The sequence below is a fragment of the Lysobacter olei genome (assembly GCF_054777355.1).
The window spans coordinates 81,569-97,016 of the sequence record NZ_BAAHAT010000010.1; the positions used below are offsets into that span (position 1 = coordinate 81,569).

The following is a 15,448-nucleotide window of genomic DNA, read 5'->3' on the forward strand; positions in this document are numbered from 1 at the left end:
GCTAGCCCTTCCGCGCCACTATCGCGTCCTGCCATGTGGTGTGCGGCGTCCGTCCGGACCAGCCGCCGAACAGCGGGGTGGAAGCCTCCAGTCCAGACTCAGCCAGCCACTGCATGGCATCGCTGACCTCAATGGCGATGGCGTGCTCGGGGGTCTCAAGGTTCCCGGTGTAGAAGCCGTCGAGCTCGTACGGGAACGCTTGCGCCGTGGTCGCCATGCGTGTGCGGGTGAAGTCGTCCACTAGGTAGTACGTGGCTAACAGTCGACCGCCTTGCTTAAGCACTCGCGCGATCTCCGTCAGGTAATGGCGGATGACCGCGGGGCGCATGTGCGTGAACACGGAGGTGAGGTACACCAGATCGAATGTGCCGTCGGCAAACGGCAGCCGATATCCGTCCGCCTCTCTTCCATTCTCGCGAATGTAGGCATTGGCCACGTCAGCGTGGTGGAAGGTGAAATTGGGGAATCGCGGGGTGATGCGTTCCCGCGACCACCGCACCCCGTCCTCCAGGATCTCCACCCCGTCATATGTGCCCGCGCGCAAAACGTCCGTCAGGGCCACCGCCACCCGTCCGTACCCTGACCCGATCTCCAGCACCTTGGACGATTCGGTTAGCCCTGCGTGCTGGATGAGGCAGTCGCGCAGTTCCCGGCCGATGGCGAGGTAATCGCCACCCCCGCCGATGGCCTTCTGGCACTCACGCGGCGGGACCATCGGATTCCTGTCTGGGCTCAGGGAGTCGATCAGGTCGAGCGCACGGTAGGCGGATCGGTTAAGCGCTTTCCGCACGCTTTTGGGCACTACGCGACGAACTAGGCCAGCCATGCCACACCCCTGAATTGTCCAGAAGCGCCAACACTAACCCAGCGGGCGCGGCTGAAACTGCCGGCGGCGTAGGAAAATTCCTACAGGCGGTCGCGGCGTGCGCTGAGTGTGCGGCCTGGCCCGCGGTGGCAGGCTATCCCTACCAGTAGCGCGGGCACCATGACGGTCATCCACCCCGCGTGGCCCTTCCGGGGACGGACGGGCCCGCTGGTCTCCGTAATTGAGTGGCGCGGCTCTAGTGGCCGCGCGTGTTCCACGGGGCGCCATCCGTAATTCCAGAGCGCCCAAGTGGCTGATAAGCCTGCTAGTGGGGAGTGACTTTTAATCGGTTGCGCATCCGCCGGTTCCACCGCGGCCAACACCTACCCTGCGTCGTCGTTGAACGTCGGTGCCCGATCGCGATGAAGCGATTCGGGCCGCAGCTGGGTGTAGCGCTTAAGCTCCTGCCAGCTCTCGTGGAGGGTGACGGCCGCGACCTGCTCGATGCTGTAACCCTGTTCGAACAGCCGTGACGTCGCTTCGTGCCGGAGGTCGTGGAAGTGCAAGTCCTCGATCTTCAGGGCGACGCAGGCGCGTCGGAACGCAGCGCCGATCGAATCTGACTTGTACGGGAAGATACGCGCCTCCTTGTCGGTCCGCGGCTGGCTTTGCACCAGCGCCCACATGTCGCCCAGCAACGGGAACCGCTTGTGGTTGCCATCCTTCGCGCGTGGGTGCTTCGCGTCGCGCAGGAGTGCCGTGCGATGGGGCTCGTCGAGGTCGGCCCACAGCAGTCGCGTGATCTCCTCCTGGCGCTTGGCGGTGCCCACCGCGAAGGCCACGATGTCGGCCATCGGCAGCTTCATGCGCCACGCATGGGCGCGGAAGTGGGCGGTGAGTCGGTCCAGTTCGTCCTGTGTCGGCCGCCGGGTACGCTTGGCGGACTTGGCCACCAGTTTGACCAGGCGCAGCGCAGGGCGCGCCTCGGCGACGGGATCGTGGGGCAGGGTGAGCTTGCCCATGGACTTGGCGACCTTGAGCATCTCCGAGAGGTAGCCGAGCTCCACGCTCATCGTCGCGCCGCTGCACGCGGGGATCTGCAGGCCCTCACCATTGACGTGCTCACCCTGGCGCCGGCGCCGCACGTGTTCGATCACGTCGGCGGCGGTGAGCCGGCTGGCGAACTTGGCGCCCAGCCCCTCCTTCACCCGGGTGAGGTTGCCCTTCTGGGTAGCGCTGATCCGCTTGAGCTTGCCGACGTAGCTGCGGTACCAGTCGACCAGGTCGGCGACCGTGGCGTCATCGAGCTCGGAGGCGCCGCGGGCCTCCTGTTCGGCGAGCTCGCGCTCCATGCGATCGGCCCACGTCTTGGCCGCCGTCTTGGTCGGGAACGTCCGGGACTTGGGCTTGAAGCCCTTTCGGCGGACAATGGCCCGCCACGTGTCGCCGCGCTGCTGGAAGGTCGCCATGTGTACCACCAATTCTTGGTACACCAATGGTACATGCGCAGCGGGAACGTACGGGATTTGTCGGGATTTTGCGGGATAACTTGGTGTGCCTAAGTGCTTGACGGAAACCACAACCTATTGAATCCGCAGGCAATCAGGCTATCGGTTGCGCCGATGATGGATTGGACGGATTCGCACTGCCGCGTGCTCCACCGCCTGCTCGCGCCGCATGCGCGCCTCTACAGCGAGATGGTGCACGCCAACGCCGTGATCCACGGTGACCGTGCGCGCCTGTTGGCGATGGACCCGGTGGAACACCCGGTGGCGTTGCAACTGGGGGGCAGCGAGCCGGACCTGCTGGCGCAGGCCGCGCGCATCGGCGCCGACGCCGGCTTCGACGAGATCAACCTCAACTGCGGCTGCCCCTCCGACCGCGTGCAGGCGGGGCGCTTTGGCGCGTGCCTGATGCGCGAGCCGGAGCTGGTGGCCGAGTCGGTGGCGGCGATGGTCGACGCGTGCGCCCCGTTGGGCCGGCACGTGCCGGTGACGGTGAAGTGCCGCCTGGGCGTGGACGACGACCACGACTACGACCGCTTCCGCGCCTTCATCGATCGCATTGCCGACGCCGGCTGCGGCATGTTCATCGTGCATGCGCGCAATGCGTGGCTGCAGGGCCTGTCGCCGAAGGAGAACCGCGAGGTGCCGCCGCTGCGCTACGACTGGGCCTACCGGCTCAAGCGCGAGCGGCCAGACCTGCAGATCATCGTCAACGGCGGCATCGCCGATGCCGACGAGGCCACCGCGCACCTGCAGCACACCGACGGCGCCATGCTCGGCCGCGCCGCGTACCACGACCCCTACCTGCTGCACCGGCTGGACGTGGCGTGGTTCGGTGGCGAGATGCAAACCCGCGCCGAACTGCTGCGCGCGCTGCGTCCCTACGTGGAGGCGCAACTGGCGCGCGGCGTGTTCCTCAAGCACATCACACGGCATCTGCTCGGTCTGTTTGCCGGCGAGCGCGGGGGGCGCGCGTTCCGCCAGATCCTCAGCGAAGGCGCGCACAAGCCCGGTGCCGACTGGTCGCTGGTGGAGCAGGCCATCGCCATCACCGAGTCGTTTGCACACGCCTAGTAACGCGCCGCGCCTCCCACGCATCACGCCGCACACAGCACGCACAGGACTGCCCATGCTCACCCGCGACCCCGCCGCCTTCCTCGCCTTCGCCCGCGCCACCGCGCCGGATTTCGGCCCCGCCACCGCGCGCGCCGCGTTCCTGGTCGCCCCCGACGGCTTCACCCTGGCCGAGCAGTCGGCGCAGGACAACCGCTACATGGCCGCCGCCGAGGCCTTCGACGCCACCCGCGCTTCCGCCCAGCACCGCGACCTGCACCGCGCCTTCGCCGGGGTGCTGCCCACGGTGTGCTTCGCTGGCAACCCCGACACCCCCGACGCGCTGTTCCCCAACAACGTGTTCGCCACCGGCCGTCCGGACGCCGCCGCCGACCCGCACGGTGCGCCGCGCTACGTGGTCGGCCGGATGCGCCATGCGGTGCGTCAGCGCGAGGCCCACCGCCCCGACATTCGCGGCTTCTTCGCCACGATGGGTTACCGCGAAGTCGACCTCTCCACCCAGCCGCACCCGGCCGAGCTGACCGGCGCGCTGGTCATCGACCGCGCGCGCGGGCTGGGCTTTGCCGGCCTGTCCGAGCGCTGCGATGCCGAGGGCGCACGCCTGATGCACGAGGCGCTGGGCCTGCGCGCCACCCTGCTGTTCGACCTGGCCGAAGGCGAGTACCACACCAACGTGGTGCTCGCGGTGCTGGCCGGCCGGGCCGCGGTGATCTGCCCCAAGGGCTTCGCCGACCCCGCGGTGGTCGACGCCATCGCCGCCCTGTACGCCCCGCACGCGGTGGTGTGCACGCCGGAGGAGCACGCCGCCTTCGTCGGCAACTGCATCGCCCTGACCCCGGACCGGGTGTGGATGAGCGCCCATGCGGGCCACGCCCTGACCCCGCCGCACCGGGCCCAGCTCGCGGCCGCCGGCTTCGAGGTGGGCACGGTCGAGCTGGACGCCATCGAGGCCGGGGGTGGCTCCCTGCGCTGCTGCGTCGGCGAGATTTTCTGAGCCCCGCCCCGCCCCAGGGACTGGCGCCGGCGGCCAACGCAGGTCATCCTGAATGGAGGCCCGCGCGTGAAGGAAAAGTTCAGACCGGATTCACCGCCTCATTCCAAGAATGGCGTCAATCCGGTTGATCCGGCCCCGCGCCAACCGCCCTCAGGTTCTGGAAGTGCCATGACCCGCCCCGCCGTCCGCCTCGCCTCGATCGCCCTGTCCCTTGCCGCCCTTGTGGGCGCGGGCGATGCCATGGCGCAGCTGCGGGGCGTGCTGCCCGAGCGCAACGGGGCGCAGGACCTGGGCCACGGCCCCCAACGCGACGATGACCGCCCGGCGCGCGGCCATGACCGCCGCGGCGGCAATGCTGCGTTGGCCGAAGCGGTGCGCCGCGTGGAACGCCGCACCGGCGGCCAGGTCCTGAGTGCCGAGCGCGTGCCCTACGATGGCCGCGACGTCAGCCGGGTCAAGGTCGTCGATGCCAGCGGTCGCGTCCGCGTGTATATGGAAGACCAGCCCGAGCCACGTACACGTGGCGACGACGATTGACGCCCCACAGTAGCGCTTTGGCGGACCCCGGGCGTGTACCGGCGGGCCGCCGCAACCGATAGCCGGACAGGAAACAGGAGTTCCCATGCGCATATTGCTGGTCGAAGACGAAGCCCCCCTCCGCGAGACCCTTGCTGCGCGCCTCAAGCGCGAAGGCTTCGCGGTGGACGCGGCCCAGGATGGCGAGGAAGGCCTGTACATGGGCCGCGAGGTGCCGTTCGACATCGGCATCATCGACCTGGGCCTGCCCAAGATGTCGGGCATGGAGCTGATCCAGGCCCTGCGCGCCGAAGGCAAGAAGTTCCCGGTGCTGATCCTGACCGCGCGCTCCAGCTGGCAGGACAAGGTCGAGGGCCTCAAGCAGGGCGCCGACGACTACCTGGTCAAGCCGTTCCACGTCGAGGAGCTGCTGGCGCGCATCAACGCGCTGGTGCGCCGCGCCGCCGGCTGGAGCAAGCCGACGCTGGAATGCGGCCCAGTGGTGCTGGACCTGGCCGCGCAGACGGTCACCGTCAGCGGCGCCAACGTCGACCTCACCAGCTACGAGTACAAGGTGCTGGAGTACCTGATGATGCACGCTGGCGAGCTGGTCTCGAAGGCCGACCTGACCGAGCACATCTACCAGCAGGACTTCGATCGCGACTCCAACGTGCTGGAGGTCTTCATCGGCCGCCTACGCAAGAAGCTGGACCCGGATGGCGCGATGAAGCCGATCGAGACCGTGCGTGGCCGCGGCTATCGCTTCGCGATTCCGCGCTCGGGTGATTGAAAGCGCAACGCGCCGGCCGCCGGCGCCGTAGCGCCGACGGGGTGACGAGGGGTTCTGGGGGCACGGATTGAGCTGGAGGCAACCGCTTTCCCTACAGGCGCGCCAGGTGCTGGTAGCCAGTCTTGGACTGGTCGCCTTCCTCGCGTTGGCCGGCTATGCGCTCGACCGTGCCTTCCTCGAGACCGCCAAGGGCAACCTGCGCGAGCGCATGCGCAGCTACGCGCTGGCCTTCGCCGACAGCGACTTCGCCCGCGACGGCTCCTTCATTCCGCCGTACGACCTGCCCGACCCGCGTTTCGAGCGGCCGGGCAGCGGCCTGTATGCCGAGGTGGTGTTCCCCAGCGGGCACTGGGACTCGCCGTCGGCCATCGGTCCCGAACTGCCGGAGGGCCGCCTGCTCAAGGGGCAGGAGGAACTCTTCGAAGGCCCGCTGCAGATCACCGAGATCAGTGGCGCCAAGGGCGAAGCCTACCGCTACGGGCGCGGGCTGATCTGGAGCATGGAAGGCAGCAAGGCGGAGTTTGCCTACACCGTCTACGTCTATGAGGACACCACAGCGCTGAGCCGCCAGGTGCAGGTGTTCCGGCAGGAGTTGTGGCGCTACCTGGGTGGCGCCGGCCTCATCCTGCTGCTGCTGCAGACCGTCATCCTGCGCTGGAGCCTGCTGCCGCTGCGGCGCGTGATCCACGAACTCAAGCGGGTGCAGCGCGGCGCCGCCTCGCGCATGAGCGAGCGCCACCCGCGCGAGCTGGAGCCGCTGGCCGAAAGCATCAACGCGTTCATCGAGAGCGAACGCGAGAACCTCGACCGCCAGCGCAACACGCTCGCCGACCTGGCGCACAGCTTGAAGACGCCGCTGGCCGTGCTGCGCGCACGGGTGGACAGCGAAGCGACGCAGGACGAATTGCGCGAAGAGGTCAATGCGCAGGTCGCGAAGATGAGCAACCTGGTCTCGTACCAGCTGTCACGCGCCGCGCGCTCGGGCCATGCGTTGTTCGCCGCCCCGATCGCGATCGAACCGCATGCCGAAGAGATCGTGCGCGGTTTGGAGAAGGTGTATGCCAGCAAGGGCGTGCTGTGCGAGTTCGACCTGGCCGAGGGCGTGCAGTTCTACGGCGAGCCGGGCGACCTGCAGGAACTGCTGGGCAACCTGCTGGAGAACGCCTTCAAGTGGGCGCGCTCGCGCGTGCTGTTGACCGTGCACGTGGGCGAGACGGCGCCGGGCCGGCGCCCGGGGTTGCTGATCGCGGTGGACGACGATGGGCCGGGCATTCCGGCCGATAAGGTGGCGCTGGTCCTGCAGCGTGGCGTACGCGGTGACGAGCGCGTGCAGGGGCATGGTATTGGCTTGTCGATCGTGCAGGATCTGGTGAACGGCTATCGCGGCACATTGGATGTGCGCAAGTCCGAGGAGCTGGGTGGGGCGCGGTTTGAGGTGGTGTTGCCGCCGGGGTTGTGAGGTGTGGTCGCACGGAGCGTGGCGGCCTGTGTGCTGCTCCAGCGCTCCGTCGCGGCATCCTGCCGCGAGTCGCGCCGCGCGCCATCCATGGCGCGCTTTTTCGCAGCACGCAGGCTGCCACACTCCTGACCAGGCGCTTGGGGTGCGGAGAAGCAAGAGCAACAGCAACTGCAACAGCAATTGCGTTTCAGGCAAACGGCGCGGGGCCGTAGAAGCGCGTGAGGTGGTCGGCGACGGCGGGCATCGCTGCGCGCAGCGTAGCGGGGTCGCTGAAGTGGTATTCGGTGGCGACGGCGAAGAACTCTTCGGGCGATTCGCTGGCGTAGCCGTCGATGGCGGTGTCGCGGTCCGCGTCGACCTCGGTGCACAGTGCGTCGTAGGCGGCCTGGAAATCGCGCGCCCACTCGCGCTGCCAGTCGCGCGGCAGCGCGGGGGTTCCATCGAGCACGCCGTCCAGTACGTCGAGTTTGTGCGCGATCTCGTGCACAGCCACGCAGTAGCCGGCGCGGGGGTCTTCGCAGTCGGCCTGGATGTCGGCCCAGGACAGGATCACCGGGCCGGCATCCCAGGCTTCACCGATCAATTCGTCGTCCCATTCGTGCATCACGCCGGCGGCGTCGACGTGGCTGCGGTTCACGCGGAAGGCGTCGGGATAGACGATCAGTTGCGACCAGCCATGCAGGCCTTCGGCGCCAAACTCCAGCAGCGGCAGGCAGCACAACGCCGCGAGCATGCAGCGCTGGTGCTCGTCCAGCGTCAGGCCATCGACCGGGGTGATGGTCTTCTCATGCAGGAAGCGGGCGGCGAGGGTGGCCAGTGCGGCCTGGCGTTCGCTCGGCAAGGCCCGCACCCACGGCAGGCGATCAATGCTCGCTCGCCACAGGGCATCCGGAAGGGGCGCAGGACCGCCGCGGAGGCGGCGCAGGAAACCGATCATCAGGCTACGGCGTCGGCGTTGCGGGACGCCGTCGGTTCCGTCAGCGGAACATGCCCGGCAGGAAGCTGTGCCAGCGCGGCGACTGCATCCGCGAGGGCGCGTCGCCGTGCACGCTGGGACGCGGCTTGGCCGGCTTGGCGGCCGCCGGGTAACGCGTCGACTCGGGCGTGGCCGCGCGTTCCTCGTCTTGGCTGCTGCAGGCACCATTGGCGTCGGCATGCTTCACGTCGCGGGCGGCAACCGTCGCACTCACCAGGACAAGCAGCAGTAGCAGGCTGGAACGGAGCATGCGATCGGCCCTCGGCCGGAGGATGGAGACGGGGTAACTCCGCGACTATAACGTGAAATCGCGCCGGGGGTGGGACACGGCCGGATTGCTGCAATGCCGCATGGTTCAGCCGAAGACCTGCTTCACACTGGGCGCCATGCCAGCACCATCCTTGGCCGTACGGCCTTCCGATCTCGAACTGCTCACCGCCCCCACACTGCGCCGCGCCCTCATTGCCGGGGCGCGCCGGGTCATGGCCGACCGGGACCACCTCAACCGGATCAACGTGTTCCCGGTGGCCGACGGTGACACCGGCAACAACCTCGCCCAGACCGTGGGCAGCCTGCTCAACGGCGCACTGCGGCGGCGCAGCCGCCACGTGGGCGAGCTGCTGCAACGCATCGGTCACGACGCCATCGATGGGGCGCGCGGCAACTCGGGGGCCATCCTCGCCCAGTTCTTCTTCGGCGCGGCCGAACAGGCGCGGGAATGGGCCTCGATGGACGCGTCCGACCTGGCGGCGGCGGCACGGCGCGGCGCCGACAGTGCGCGGGCCGCGCTGGCGCACCCGGTCGAGGGCACCATCCTCAGCGTGATCACTGCGTTTGCCGACGCGCTGGAAGAGGCGGCACGTCGCGATGGCGCGTTGGCGCCCCGAAGGGGCTTCGCGGCTGCGCTGGTGCGCGCGCGGCAGGCCTTGGCGGACACGCCCCGGCAGATGGCGGCCTTGCAGAAGGCCGGGGTGGTGGACGCGGGCGCCAAAGGCTTCGTCGACCTGCTCGAGGGCATGGCCGATTACCTCGAGGGCGGTCCGCGTGCCGCCCGCGCCCGCGCCGAGGCGGTCCATGACGAGGACCATGCCGGCTGTGGCGACGCGCATCCCGCGCACGACGCGGTGGACCCCGCCCGACGCTGGTGCGGCGAGTGCCTGGTGCTGGGCACCGCGATCGACCGCGATGCCCTGCGCAACGCGCTGGAAGCCATCGGCGCCGACTCGCTGGTGCTGGCCGGTGGCGCCACGCGGATGCGCGTGCACGCGCACGTGGGCCAGCCGCAGGCGTTGTTCGACGCGTGCGCGGCGCACGGCCAGGTCGAGGCCATGAAGGCCGACGACATGCTCCGCCAGCAGCACAGCAGCGACGCGAACCGCCGCGTGGCCGTGGTCACCGACAGTGCCGCCGACCTGCCCGACGTGCTGGCCGAGCGGTTCGACATCCACCTCGTGCCCGTCCGGGTCAATGTCGATGGCCGTGACTACCTCGACAAGGTCGGGCTGGCCACGGCCGATTTCTACCGGCGCATGGCGGAGGCGCGCGACGTGCCGCGCACCAGCCAGCCGCCGCCGGGCGATTTCCGCCGACCGTTCGAGTTCCTGCTGTCGCACCACGAAGCGGTGCTGTACGTGGGCCTGTCGCGCGCCGTGTCCGGCACGCTGCAGTCGGCCGAACATGCCGCGGCACGCGTCGGCCAGGGGCGCGTGCAGGTGGTCGACAGCATCAACGCCGCCGGTGGCCAAGGGCTGCTGGCGTGGCGCGCGGCGGAACTCGCCGCGGCAGGCCAGGGGCCGGACGCCATCGTGGCTGAGGTCGAGCGTCTGCGTCCGCTGACTTTGACGTGGGCCATGGCCCGCGACATCCGCCACGCGGTGCGCGGCGGACGGATCCCCCGCTGGGCCGCACCCGTGGTGCGACTGACCGGACTGACACCGGTGGCGCGCATCCAGGACGGTCGGCTCAAGGTCGCAGGCGGGCTGCTGGCCCGCGGCCATGCGCCGGAAGCCTTCGCCCGCCATGTTGCCAAGCGCTTGCCCACGGGCGTGCGCTGGCGCGCGATCGTGGGCCATTGCGACGCCGAGGCCGATGGCGCGCGACTGCTGCAGGCCCTGCGCAAGCGCGTGGACGTGGCCGAGTCGCACCTGGTGGAAACCGGCCCGGCCATTGGCGCGCATGCCGGACGCGGCGCATTGGTGGTGTCGCTGCAACCGGCGCCTTGAGCGCTCGCGCATAATTCCGCCATGCCCGTCTATGACCTGTTCCCGTCGCCTGCCACCGCCGCGCTCCTCGCGTTGACGGCCTATCTGTTGGGATCGCTGTCCGGCAGCCTGTTGCTCGGCCGCCTGCGGGGCGTCGACATCCGCACGCAGGGCAGTGGCAACGCCGGCGGCACCAATGCCTTCCGCACTCAAGGGGCGAAGTTCGCGCTGGGCGTGGTGCTGGTCGATATCGGCAAGGGCGCGTTGGCGGCGTGGCTGGGCCTGCGCTTCGCGCCGGTAGGCGTGCCGCTGGCCGTGCCGGCGCACGCTTATCTGGCGGCCCTCGCCGCGGTGCTGGGCCACGTCTGGCCGGTGTGGCACGGCTTCCGCGGTGGCAAAGGGGCCGCGACGCTGGTGGGCGCGCTGGCCGTACTGTGGCCGTGGGCGTTGGGCGCCATCGTGCCCGCGTGGTTGCTGGTCATCATCACCACCGGCTATGTCGGCCTGGCGACGGTGCTGGCGGTGTTGCTGTTGCCGTTGATGGCGTGGTGGGGTGGGGCGGAAGCGCCGCGCATGGTGTTCGCGCTGGGCGCGGCGGCGCTGGTGGTCTTCACCCATCGCGCCAACCTGCAGCGGTTGGCGGCGGGTACCGAGTCGCGGTTTGCCCAGGCGCGGCTGTTCCACCGCCTGCGCCGGGGCGGCTGATGGACGACCGCCTGCTGCTGGAGCAACTCATCGCAGGCCCGGCGACGGGCGACGCGCTCGCGCGGCAGGCTGGCCTCACCCGCGCGGCCGTCTGGAAGCGCATCGAGGCGCTGCGCGACGCCGGCGTGCCGATCGAAGCCAAGCCGGGGCGCGGCTACCTGCTGGCCGCGCCGATGCAACTGTTGGCCGCGGACGCGATCGAGGACCGGCTGTCGGCGGCCACGCGCGCGCGCCTGACAGCGCTGGAGGTGGCGTGGTCGGTGGATTCCACCAACACGCGGCTGCTGGCCCGCGACGTACCGGACGATGGGCTTGCCGTTGCGCTGCTGGCCGAGCGCCAGACCGGCGGGCGCGGGCGGCGCGGGCGCTCGTGGGCGTCGCCCCTGGGCGCGCACGTGTACCTTTCGCTCGCACGGGGCTTTGCCGGCGGTCTGGGGCGGCTGGGCGGCTTGAGCCTGGTGGCCGGCATCGCGGCCGCCGAGGCGCTGCACACGCTGGGCGCCACCGCGGTGCGGTTGAAATGGCCCAATGACCTCGTGGTACCCATCGACGGGGGCCTGCACAAGCTGGGCGGTCTGCTGGTGGAAGGCGCCGGCGAACACGCCGGGCCCGCGCGCGCGGTGGTGGGCCTGGGCATCAACGTACGCATGCCGGAGGCCCATGCCGCGCGGATCGACCAGCCCTGGTGCGATCTGTCCGCACTGACGGACGGCGCGGATCGCAACCATGTCGCGGCGGCGGTGCTGGACCGCCTCGTGCCCGCGTTGGACGAGTTCGACATCCACGGACTTGCGCCCTTCCTGCCCCGCTACGCCGCACTGGATGCGCTGGCCGGGCAGCCCGTGGTGCTGATCGGGGCCGAGGGCCACCGCGAAGCCACGGCGCTGGGCCTGGCCGAAGACGGCGCGTTGCGCGTGCGGTGGCCAGACGGCCGCGAGACGCACGTGCATTCGGGCGAGGTCAGCGTGCGTCGCGGCGCAGCCCCATGAGGACGCGCGCATGAGTGTGTGGCTGTTCGACCTGGGCAACACCCGCCTCAAATGCGCTCCGCTGTTGCCGGATGGCCGCCTCGGGGCGGTGGTTGCCGTGCCGCACGCCGATCCGGCGTTCGAAGCACGCTTGGAGCAGGCCCTGCCACCGCGCTTCGACGTGGCGCACCTTGCCAGCGTGACGCCGCCCGCGTTGACGGTGCGCGTGCTGGAGGTGCTGGGCCGTCGCTGTTCGCGGATCTCGCTTGCACGCACGCAGCGTGCCTTGGCGGGCGTGCGCATCGCCTATCCCGAGCCCCGGCGCCTGGGCGTGGACCGCTTCCTGGGGCTGCTGGCGACGCATGCCGAAGGGCAGGGCGCAGCCCTCTTGGTGGGGGTGGGCACGGCAATCACCGTCGACCTGCTCGATGCGACCGGCCTGCACCACGGCGGCCGCATCGCGCCCTCACCCACGCTGATGCGCGAAGCCTTGCACGCCCGAGCACCGCATCTGCCCCAAGAGGGTGGCCACTACACCGCGTTTGCCCGCGACACCGATGACGCGTTGGCGTCCGGGTGTGAGGGGGCCGCGCTCGCATTGGTGGAGCAGAGCCTGCACGAAGCCGTCGCGCGATTGGGCGCGCCCCCGCGGCTGCTGGTGCACGGTGGCGGCGCCGCCGGCCTGATGCCGCACTGGCCCCGGGCGCAGGCCGTCCCCGACCTGGTGTTGCGCGGGCTGGCGGTCTGGGCCAGGAGCGAGACGCCGGTCGACGCCTGAGGCGCCACCGATGCATACAATCGGCGCATGCTGATCCGCGCCTTCATCGTCCTCCTGCTGATGTTGAACCTGGGTGTCGCGGCGTGGTGGCATTGGTCCCCGCCGGCGCCCACGCAGGCGATCGTGGACGTGCCTGCGAACGTGGCCCGCCTGCAACTGGTGCGCGAGCGTGCCGCAGCCGCGCAGGCGCCGGCCTCGCCGACGGCGCCCGTGCCCAATGCCGTCGCAACCGCTCCTGCACTTGCGCCTGCAGCCGCAGCGACCGATCCCGCGGCAAGCCTCACGCCCCCCGCGCAACCTCCGGTCGATGGCGCGGCCCGCTGCTTCAGTCTCGGGCCGTTCGCCGACGAAGCCGCCCTCGTGGCCGCCCAGTCCACCCTCAAGCCGCTGGCCGAGGCGGTGGCGGTCCGCCGCGTCCCACCGCGCCGGGGCCGGGGCTGGCGTGTGTACGTGCCGCCGTTGGCCACCGCCGAAGACGCTGACGCAGTGGCGGGGCGCATTGCCGCCGCGGGTTACCGCGATTACTTCATCGTGCGCGACGGGCCGGAGGCCCACTCCGTCGCGCTGGGCCGGTTCGCCACCGAACCTGCCGCGCGTCGCCACGCGGAGGCGTTGAACGCCGCGGGCTTCGCCGCCCGCGCCGAGCCGTTGGGCGGGGCGACGGGCACGGCATGGCTGGACGTGCGCGTAGCTGCGGGGTTTGACCTGGCCGGCGCGCGCGCGCAACTGGGCGCCAGCGAGCAGCGCCCCTTGGACTGCGCCGCACTGCGCTGAGGCGTTCGCCCGTGGCTCGGGTAAACTGTACGGCCAGATGCCGGCATAGCTCAGTTGGTAGAGCAACCGCCTTGTAAGCGGTAGGTCGTCCGTTCAAATCGGACTGTCGGCACCATCGAAAGGAAGCCCCCGCAAGGGACCACTGGAGCCGTTCCCGCATGAGCCGCCGTTATCCCCCCGTGTCCCTGATTGGCGCGCCCACCGACATCGGTGCGGGCCACCGCGGCGCGCGGCTCGGGCCGGAAGCGCTGCGCATCGCCGGCTTGGGCGAAGCCCTCGTCGCGCGCGGCGTGGACGTGATGGACCGCGGCAACCTCGACGGCCCGCGCAATCCGTGGCAGAAGCCGGTGGAGGGCTACCGCCACCTGCCGGAAGTGGTGGAGTGGAACCGCCTGGTCATGGAGGCCGTGCTGGCCGAACTGCGCGGCGGACGCATGCCGATCATGCTCGGCGGCGACCACTGCCTGGGCCTGGGCTCAATCACCGCCGTCGCCCGCCACTGCCGCGAGACCGGCAAGCAGCTGCGCGTGCTGTGGCTGGACGCCCACGCCGACTTCAACACCAGCCAGGTCACGCCTTCGGGCAACATCCACGGCATGCCGGTGGCCTGTCTGTGCGGCATGGGCCCGCGCGAGCTCACCCACCTGGGCGGCGACGCGCCGGCCATCACGCCTGACGTGGTGCGCCAGATCGGCATCCGCTCGGTGGACGAGGGCGAGAAGCGCCTGGTCAAGGAATACGGCCTCGACGTCTACGACATGCGCTACATCGACGAAGTCGGCATGAAGCGCGCGATGGAAGAAGCGCTGGAAGGCGTGGACGACAACACGCACCTGCACGTCAGCTTCGACGTCGACTTCCTCGACCCGAGCATCGCGCCGGGCGTGGGCACCACCGTGCCCGGCGGCCCCAACTACCGCGAGGCGCAGCTGGTGATGGAGATGATTGCCGACACCGGGCGCATGGCCTCGCTGGACATCGTCGAGCTCAACCCGATCATCGACAAGCGCAACCGCACCGGCAAGCTGGCGGTGGACCTGGTCGAAAGCCTGTTCGGCAAGTCCACGCTGATGCGTGACTGATCCTTCACCCTGCGTCCCAGAGATCCCCGGAGAGCCCCATGAAGCGTTCCATTCTCCTGCTGCTGCTCGCCCTCGCCGCGACCGCCGGCCTGACCGCCTGCAATACCGTCAAGGGCTTCGGCCAGGACTTGCAGAAGGTGGGCGAGAAGATGGAAGAGAAGGCCGACAAGTAAGGCCTTCCGCCCAGTGCATGTCCCCGAGGGGCCGGAGCGATCCGGCCCCTCGCCGTATGCGATCGGCTGTGGGCCGCGGCACGCCGGCCAGTCCTCGCCGCGGGCCGCGTTGTCGGCATCGGATGCGTGCCGTCGGAAGGACCGGACGGCGAGGGGGCCTTCAGCGTGAACAGGGCCTGATCGCAACGGAGCGCTCCATACACGGGTTTCACAACCCTACGCGTTAGATGCACACACGGGCGGTGTCGCGAGGCGACCTCCCCAGCGCACGGCGCGACCCATCCAATGATCGAAGGAGATGACCCATGAAGCGTATTGTTTCCCTGATGCTGCTGGCCGCGTTCTCGACGGGCGTTCTCACCGCCTGCAACACCATGGAAGGCGTGGGCGAGGACGTGCAGAAGGTTGGCGAGAAGGTGGAAGACAAGGCCGGCGACTGCAAGGACGGCAAGTGCTGAGCCAGCACGGACCAGCGTCAACGCATGGAATGCAGTGGAAGGGCCGGCGCTGACCGGCCCTTCTGTTTTTCAGTGCCTTCGCATGACTGAGCAGCGACGGATCGAAAAAGATTCATCGACGTTGCGACGTGCAGTTGGCCGTTTTCGACAATTGAGTCTTGTGCCCGGTCATGCATCTGAATGCGCTGCC

17 protein-coding genes and 1 tRNA gene are annotated in these 15,448 nt (G+C 69.8%); 14 read left to right on the top strand and 4 right to left on the bottom strand.

Annotated features, from left to right (window positions below; translation table 11 throughout):
• Nucleotide 1: 1 nt before the first annotated feature.
• Both ACYVBS_RS13850 and ACYVBS_RS13855 read right to left on the bottom strand, forming a co-directional pair.
• On the bottom strand, nt 2-715 hold the full coding sequence (locus tag ACYVBS_RS13850; RefSeq protein WP_460824320.1) for a class I SAM-dependent methyltransferase: 714 nt from the start codon (nt 713-715) through the stop codon (nt 2-4).
• 473 nt (nt 716-1,188) lie between these two features.
• Complete coding sequence (locus tag ACYVBS_RS13855; protein WP_460824321.1) at nt 1,189-2,274, bottom strand: tyrosine-type recombinase/integrase; 1,086 nt, start codon at nt 2,272-2,274, stop codon at nt 1,189-1,191.
• Nucleotides 2,275-2,367: 93 nt separating this feature from the next.
• Here ACYVBS_RS13855 and dusA point away from each other — a divergent pair, with 93 nt between their 5' ends.
• From dusA to ACYVBS_RS13880, 5 genes are all read left to right on the top strand, one after another.
• A complete protein-coding gene (gene dusA / locus ACYVBS_RS13860) occupies nt 2,368-3,384 on the top strand; it encodes a tRNA dihydrouridine(20/20a) synthase DusA (RefSeq protein WP_460824322.1) in 1,017 nt (338 codons plus the stop codon).
• A gap of 55 nt (nt 3,385-3,439) precedes the next feature.
• Nucleotides 3,440-4,378 carry an arginine deiminase-related protein gene (locus ACYVBS_RS13865; RefSeq protein ID WP_460824324.1) on the top strand — a complete coding sequence of 313 codons (939 nt, stop codon included), beginning with the start codon at nt 3,440-3,442 and terminating at the stop codon, nt 4,376-4,378.
• A gap of 168 nt (nt 4,379-4,546) precedes the next feature.
• Nucleotides 4,547-4,915 (top strand): PepSY domain-containing protein, encoded by a 369-nt coding sequence (locus ACYVBS_RS13870; protein WP_460824325.1) that lies wholly within the window; start codon nt 4,547-4,549, stop codon nt 4,913-4,915.
• 85 nt (nt 4,916-5,000) lie between these two features.
• Complete coding sequence (locus tag ACYVBS_RS13875) at nt 5,001-5,684, top strand: response regulator transcription factor (protein WP_460824326.1); 684 nt, start codon at nt 5,001-5,003, stop codon at nt 5,682-5,684.
• Nucleotides 5,685-5,751: 67 nt separating this feature from the next.
• Nucleotides 5,752-7,143 carry an ATP-binding protein gene (locus tag ACYVBS_RS13880; protein ID WP_460824327.1) on the top strand — a complete coding sequence of 464 codons (1,392 nt, stop codon included), beginning with the start codon at nt 5,752-5,754 and terminating at the stop codon, nt 7,141-7,143.
• A gap of 187 nt (nt 7,144-7,330) precedes the next feature.
• Here the strand turns inward: ACYVBS_RS13880 and ACYVBS_RS13885 are convergent, their stop codons facing one another.
• Together ACYVBS_RS13885 and ACYVBS_RS13890 are read right to left on the bottom strand one after the other, a co-directional pair.
• Nucleotides 7,331-8,080 carry a M90 family metallopeptidase gene (locus ACYVBS_RS13885; RefSeq protein ID WP_460824329.1) on the bottom strand — a complete coding sequence of 250 codons (750 nt, stop codon included), beginning with the start codon at nt 8,078-8,080 and terminating at the stop codon, nt 7,331-7,333.
• Between the two features lie 40 nt (nt 8,081-8,120).
• The gene (locus ACYVBS_RS13890; protein WP_460824330.1) at nt 8,121-8,369 is read right to left on the bottom strand and encodes a hypothetical protein; all 249 of its coding nucleotides are present in this window, start codon (nt 8,367-8,369) and stop codon (nt 8,121-8,123) included.
• Between the two features lie 100 nt (nt 8,370-8,469).
• Between ACYVBS_RS13890 and ACYVBS_RS13895 the strand changes: the two genes are divergently transcribed.
• The 9 genes from ACYVBS_RS13895 (at nt 8,470) to ACYVBS_RS13935 (ending at nt 15,258) form a co-directional block, all read left to right on the top strand.
• A complete protein-coding gene (locus ACYVBS_RS13895; RefSeq protein WP_460824331.1) occupies nt 8,470-10,341 on the top strand; it encodes a DegV family protein in 1,872 nt (623 codons plus the stop codon).
• Nucleotides 10,342-10,362: 21 nt separating this feature from the next.
• Nucleotides 10,363-11,025: a glycerol-3-phosphate 1-O-acyltransferase PlsY gene (gene plsY, locus ACYVBS_RS13900; protein WP_460824332.1), complete on the top strand. Its 663-nt coding sequence runs from the start codon at nt 10,363-10,365 to the stop codon at nt 11,023-11,025.
• A complete protein-coding gene (locus tag ACYVBS_RS13905; RefSeq protein ID WP_460824334.1) occupies nt 11,025-12,014 on the top strand; it encodes a biotin--[acetyl-CoA-carboxylase] ligase in 990 nt (329 codons plus the stop codon). Before plsY ends, ACYVBS_RS13905 begins: the two co-directional genes overlap by 1 nt.
• 10 nt (nt 12,015-12,024) lie before the next feature.
• Complete coding sequence (locus ACYVBS_RS13910) at nt 12,025-12,771, top strand: type III pantothenate kinase (protein ID WP_460824335.1); 747 nt, start codon at nt 12,025-12,027, stop codon at nt 12,769-12,771.
• A gap of 27 nt (nt 12,772-12,798) precedes the next feature.
• Nucleotides 12,799-13,545 (top strand): SPOR domain-containing protein, encoded by a 747-nt coding sequence (locus ACYVBS_RS13915; protein ID WP_460824336.1) that lies wholly within the window; start codon nt 12,799-12,801, stop codon nt 13,543-13,545.
• A gap of 39 nt (nt 13,546-13,584) precedes the next feature.
• Nucleotides 13,585-13,660: transfer RNA gene (locus ACYVBS_RS13920), tRNA-Thr, on the top strand.
• A gap of 43 nt (nt 13,661-13,703) precedes the next feature.
• Nucleotides 13,704-14,627 (top strand): arginase, encoded by a 924-nt coding sequence (rocF, locus tag ACYVBS_RS13925; RefSeq protein ID WP_460824338.1) that lies wholly within the window; start codon nt 13,704-13,706, stop codon nt 14,625-14,627.
• 38 nt (nt 14,628-14,665) lie between these two features.
• Nucleotides 14,666-14,800, top strand: a complete 135-nt coding sequence (locus ACYVBS_RS13930) for an entericidin A/B family lipoprotein (RefSeq protein WP_460824339.1) — start codon at nt 14,666-14,668, stop codon at nt 14,798-14,800.
• Nucleotides 14,801-15,105: 305 nt separating this feature from the next.
• Nucleotides 15,106-15,258, top strand: coding sequence for an entericidin A/B family lipoprotein (locus tag ACYVBS_RS13935; protein WP_460824341.1), 153 nt, complete (start codon nt 15,106-15,108; stop codon nt 15,256-15,258).
• Nucleotides 15,259-15,448 lie beyond the last annotated feature (190 nt).

What these genes read in the sequence shown, in the direction of transcription:
- plsY (WP_460824332.1), top strand. Translation starts at nt 10,363, where the DNA reads ATGCCCGTCTATGACCTGTTCCCGTCGCCTGCCACCGCCGCGCTCCTC.
- ACYVBS_RS13905 (WP_460824334.1), top strand. Translation starts at nt 11,025, where the DNA reads ATGGACGACCGCCTGCTGCTGGAGCAACTCATCGCAGGCCCGGCGACG.
- ACYVBS_RS13870 (WP_460824325.1), top strand. Translation starts at nt 4,547, where the DNA reads ATGACCCGCCCCGCCGTCCGCCTCGCCTCGATCGCCCTGTCCCTTGCC.
- ACYVBS_RS13935 (WP_460824341.1), top strand. Translation starts at nt 15,106, where the DNA reads ATGAAGCGTATTGTTTCCCTGATGCTGCTGGCCGCGTTCTCGACGGGC.
- ACYVBS_RS13885 (WP_460824329.1), bottom strand. Translation starts at nt 8,080, where the DNA reads ATGATCGGTTTCCTGCGCCGCCTCCGCGGCGGTCCTGCGCCCCTTCCG.
- ACYVBS_RS13890 (WP_460824330.1), bottom strand. Translation starts at nt 8,369, where the DNA reads ATGCTCCGTTCCAGCCTGCTACTGCTGCTTGTCCTGGTGAGTGCGACG.
- ACYVBS_RS13915 (WP_460824336.1), top strand. Translation starts at nt 12,799, where the DNA reads ATGCTGATCCGCGCCTTCATCGTCCTCCTGCTGATGTTGAACCTGGGT.
- ACYVBS_RS13875 (WP_460824326.1), top strand. Translation starts at nt 5,001, where the DNA reads ATGCGCATATTGCTGGTCGAAGACGAAGCCCCCCTCCGCGAGACCCTT.
- ACYVBS_RS13895 (WP_460824331.1), top strand. Translation starts at nt 8,470, where the DNA reads ATGGTTCAGCCGAAGACCTGCTTCACACTGGGCGCCATGCCAGCACCA.
- ACYVBS_RS13865 (WP_460824324.1), top strand. Translation starts at nt 3,440, where the DNA reads ATGCTCACCCGCGACCCCGCCGCCTTCCTCGCCTTCGCCCGCGCCACC.
- ACYVBS_RS13910 (WP_460824335.1), top strand. Translation starts at nt 12,025, where the DNA reads ATGAGTGTGTGGCTGTTCGACCTGGGCAACACCCGCCTCAAATGCGCT.
- ACYVBS_RS13850 (WP_460824320.1), bottom strand. Translation starts at nt 715, where the DNA reads ATGGTCCCGCCGCGTGAGTGCCAGAAGGCCATCGGCGGGGGTGGCGAT.
- ACYVBS_RS13930 (WP_460824339.1), top strand. Translation starts at nt 14,666, where the DNA reads ATGAAGCGTTCCATTCTCCTGCTGCTGCTCGCCCTCGCCGCGACCGCC.
- ACYVBS_RS13855 (WP_460824321.1), bottom strand. Translation starts at nt 2,274, where the DNA reads ATGGCGACCTTCCAGCAGCGCGGCGACACGTGGCGGGCCATTGTCCGC.
- rocF (WP_460824338.1), top strand. Translation starts at nt 13,704, where the DNA reads ATGAGCCGCCGTTATCCCCCCGTGTCCCTGATTGGCGCGCCCACCGAC.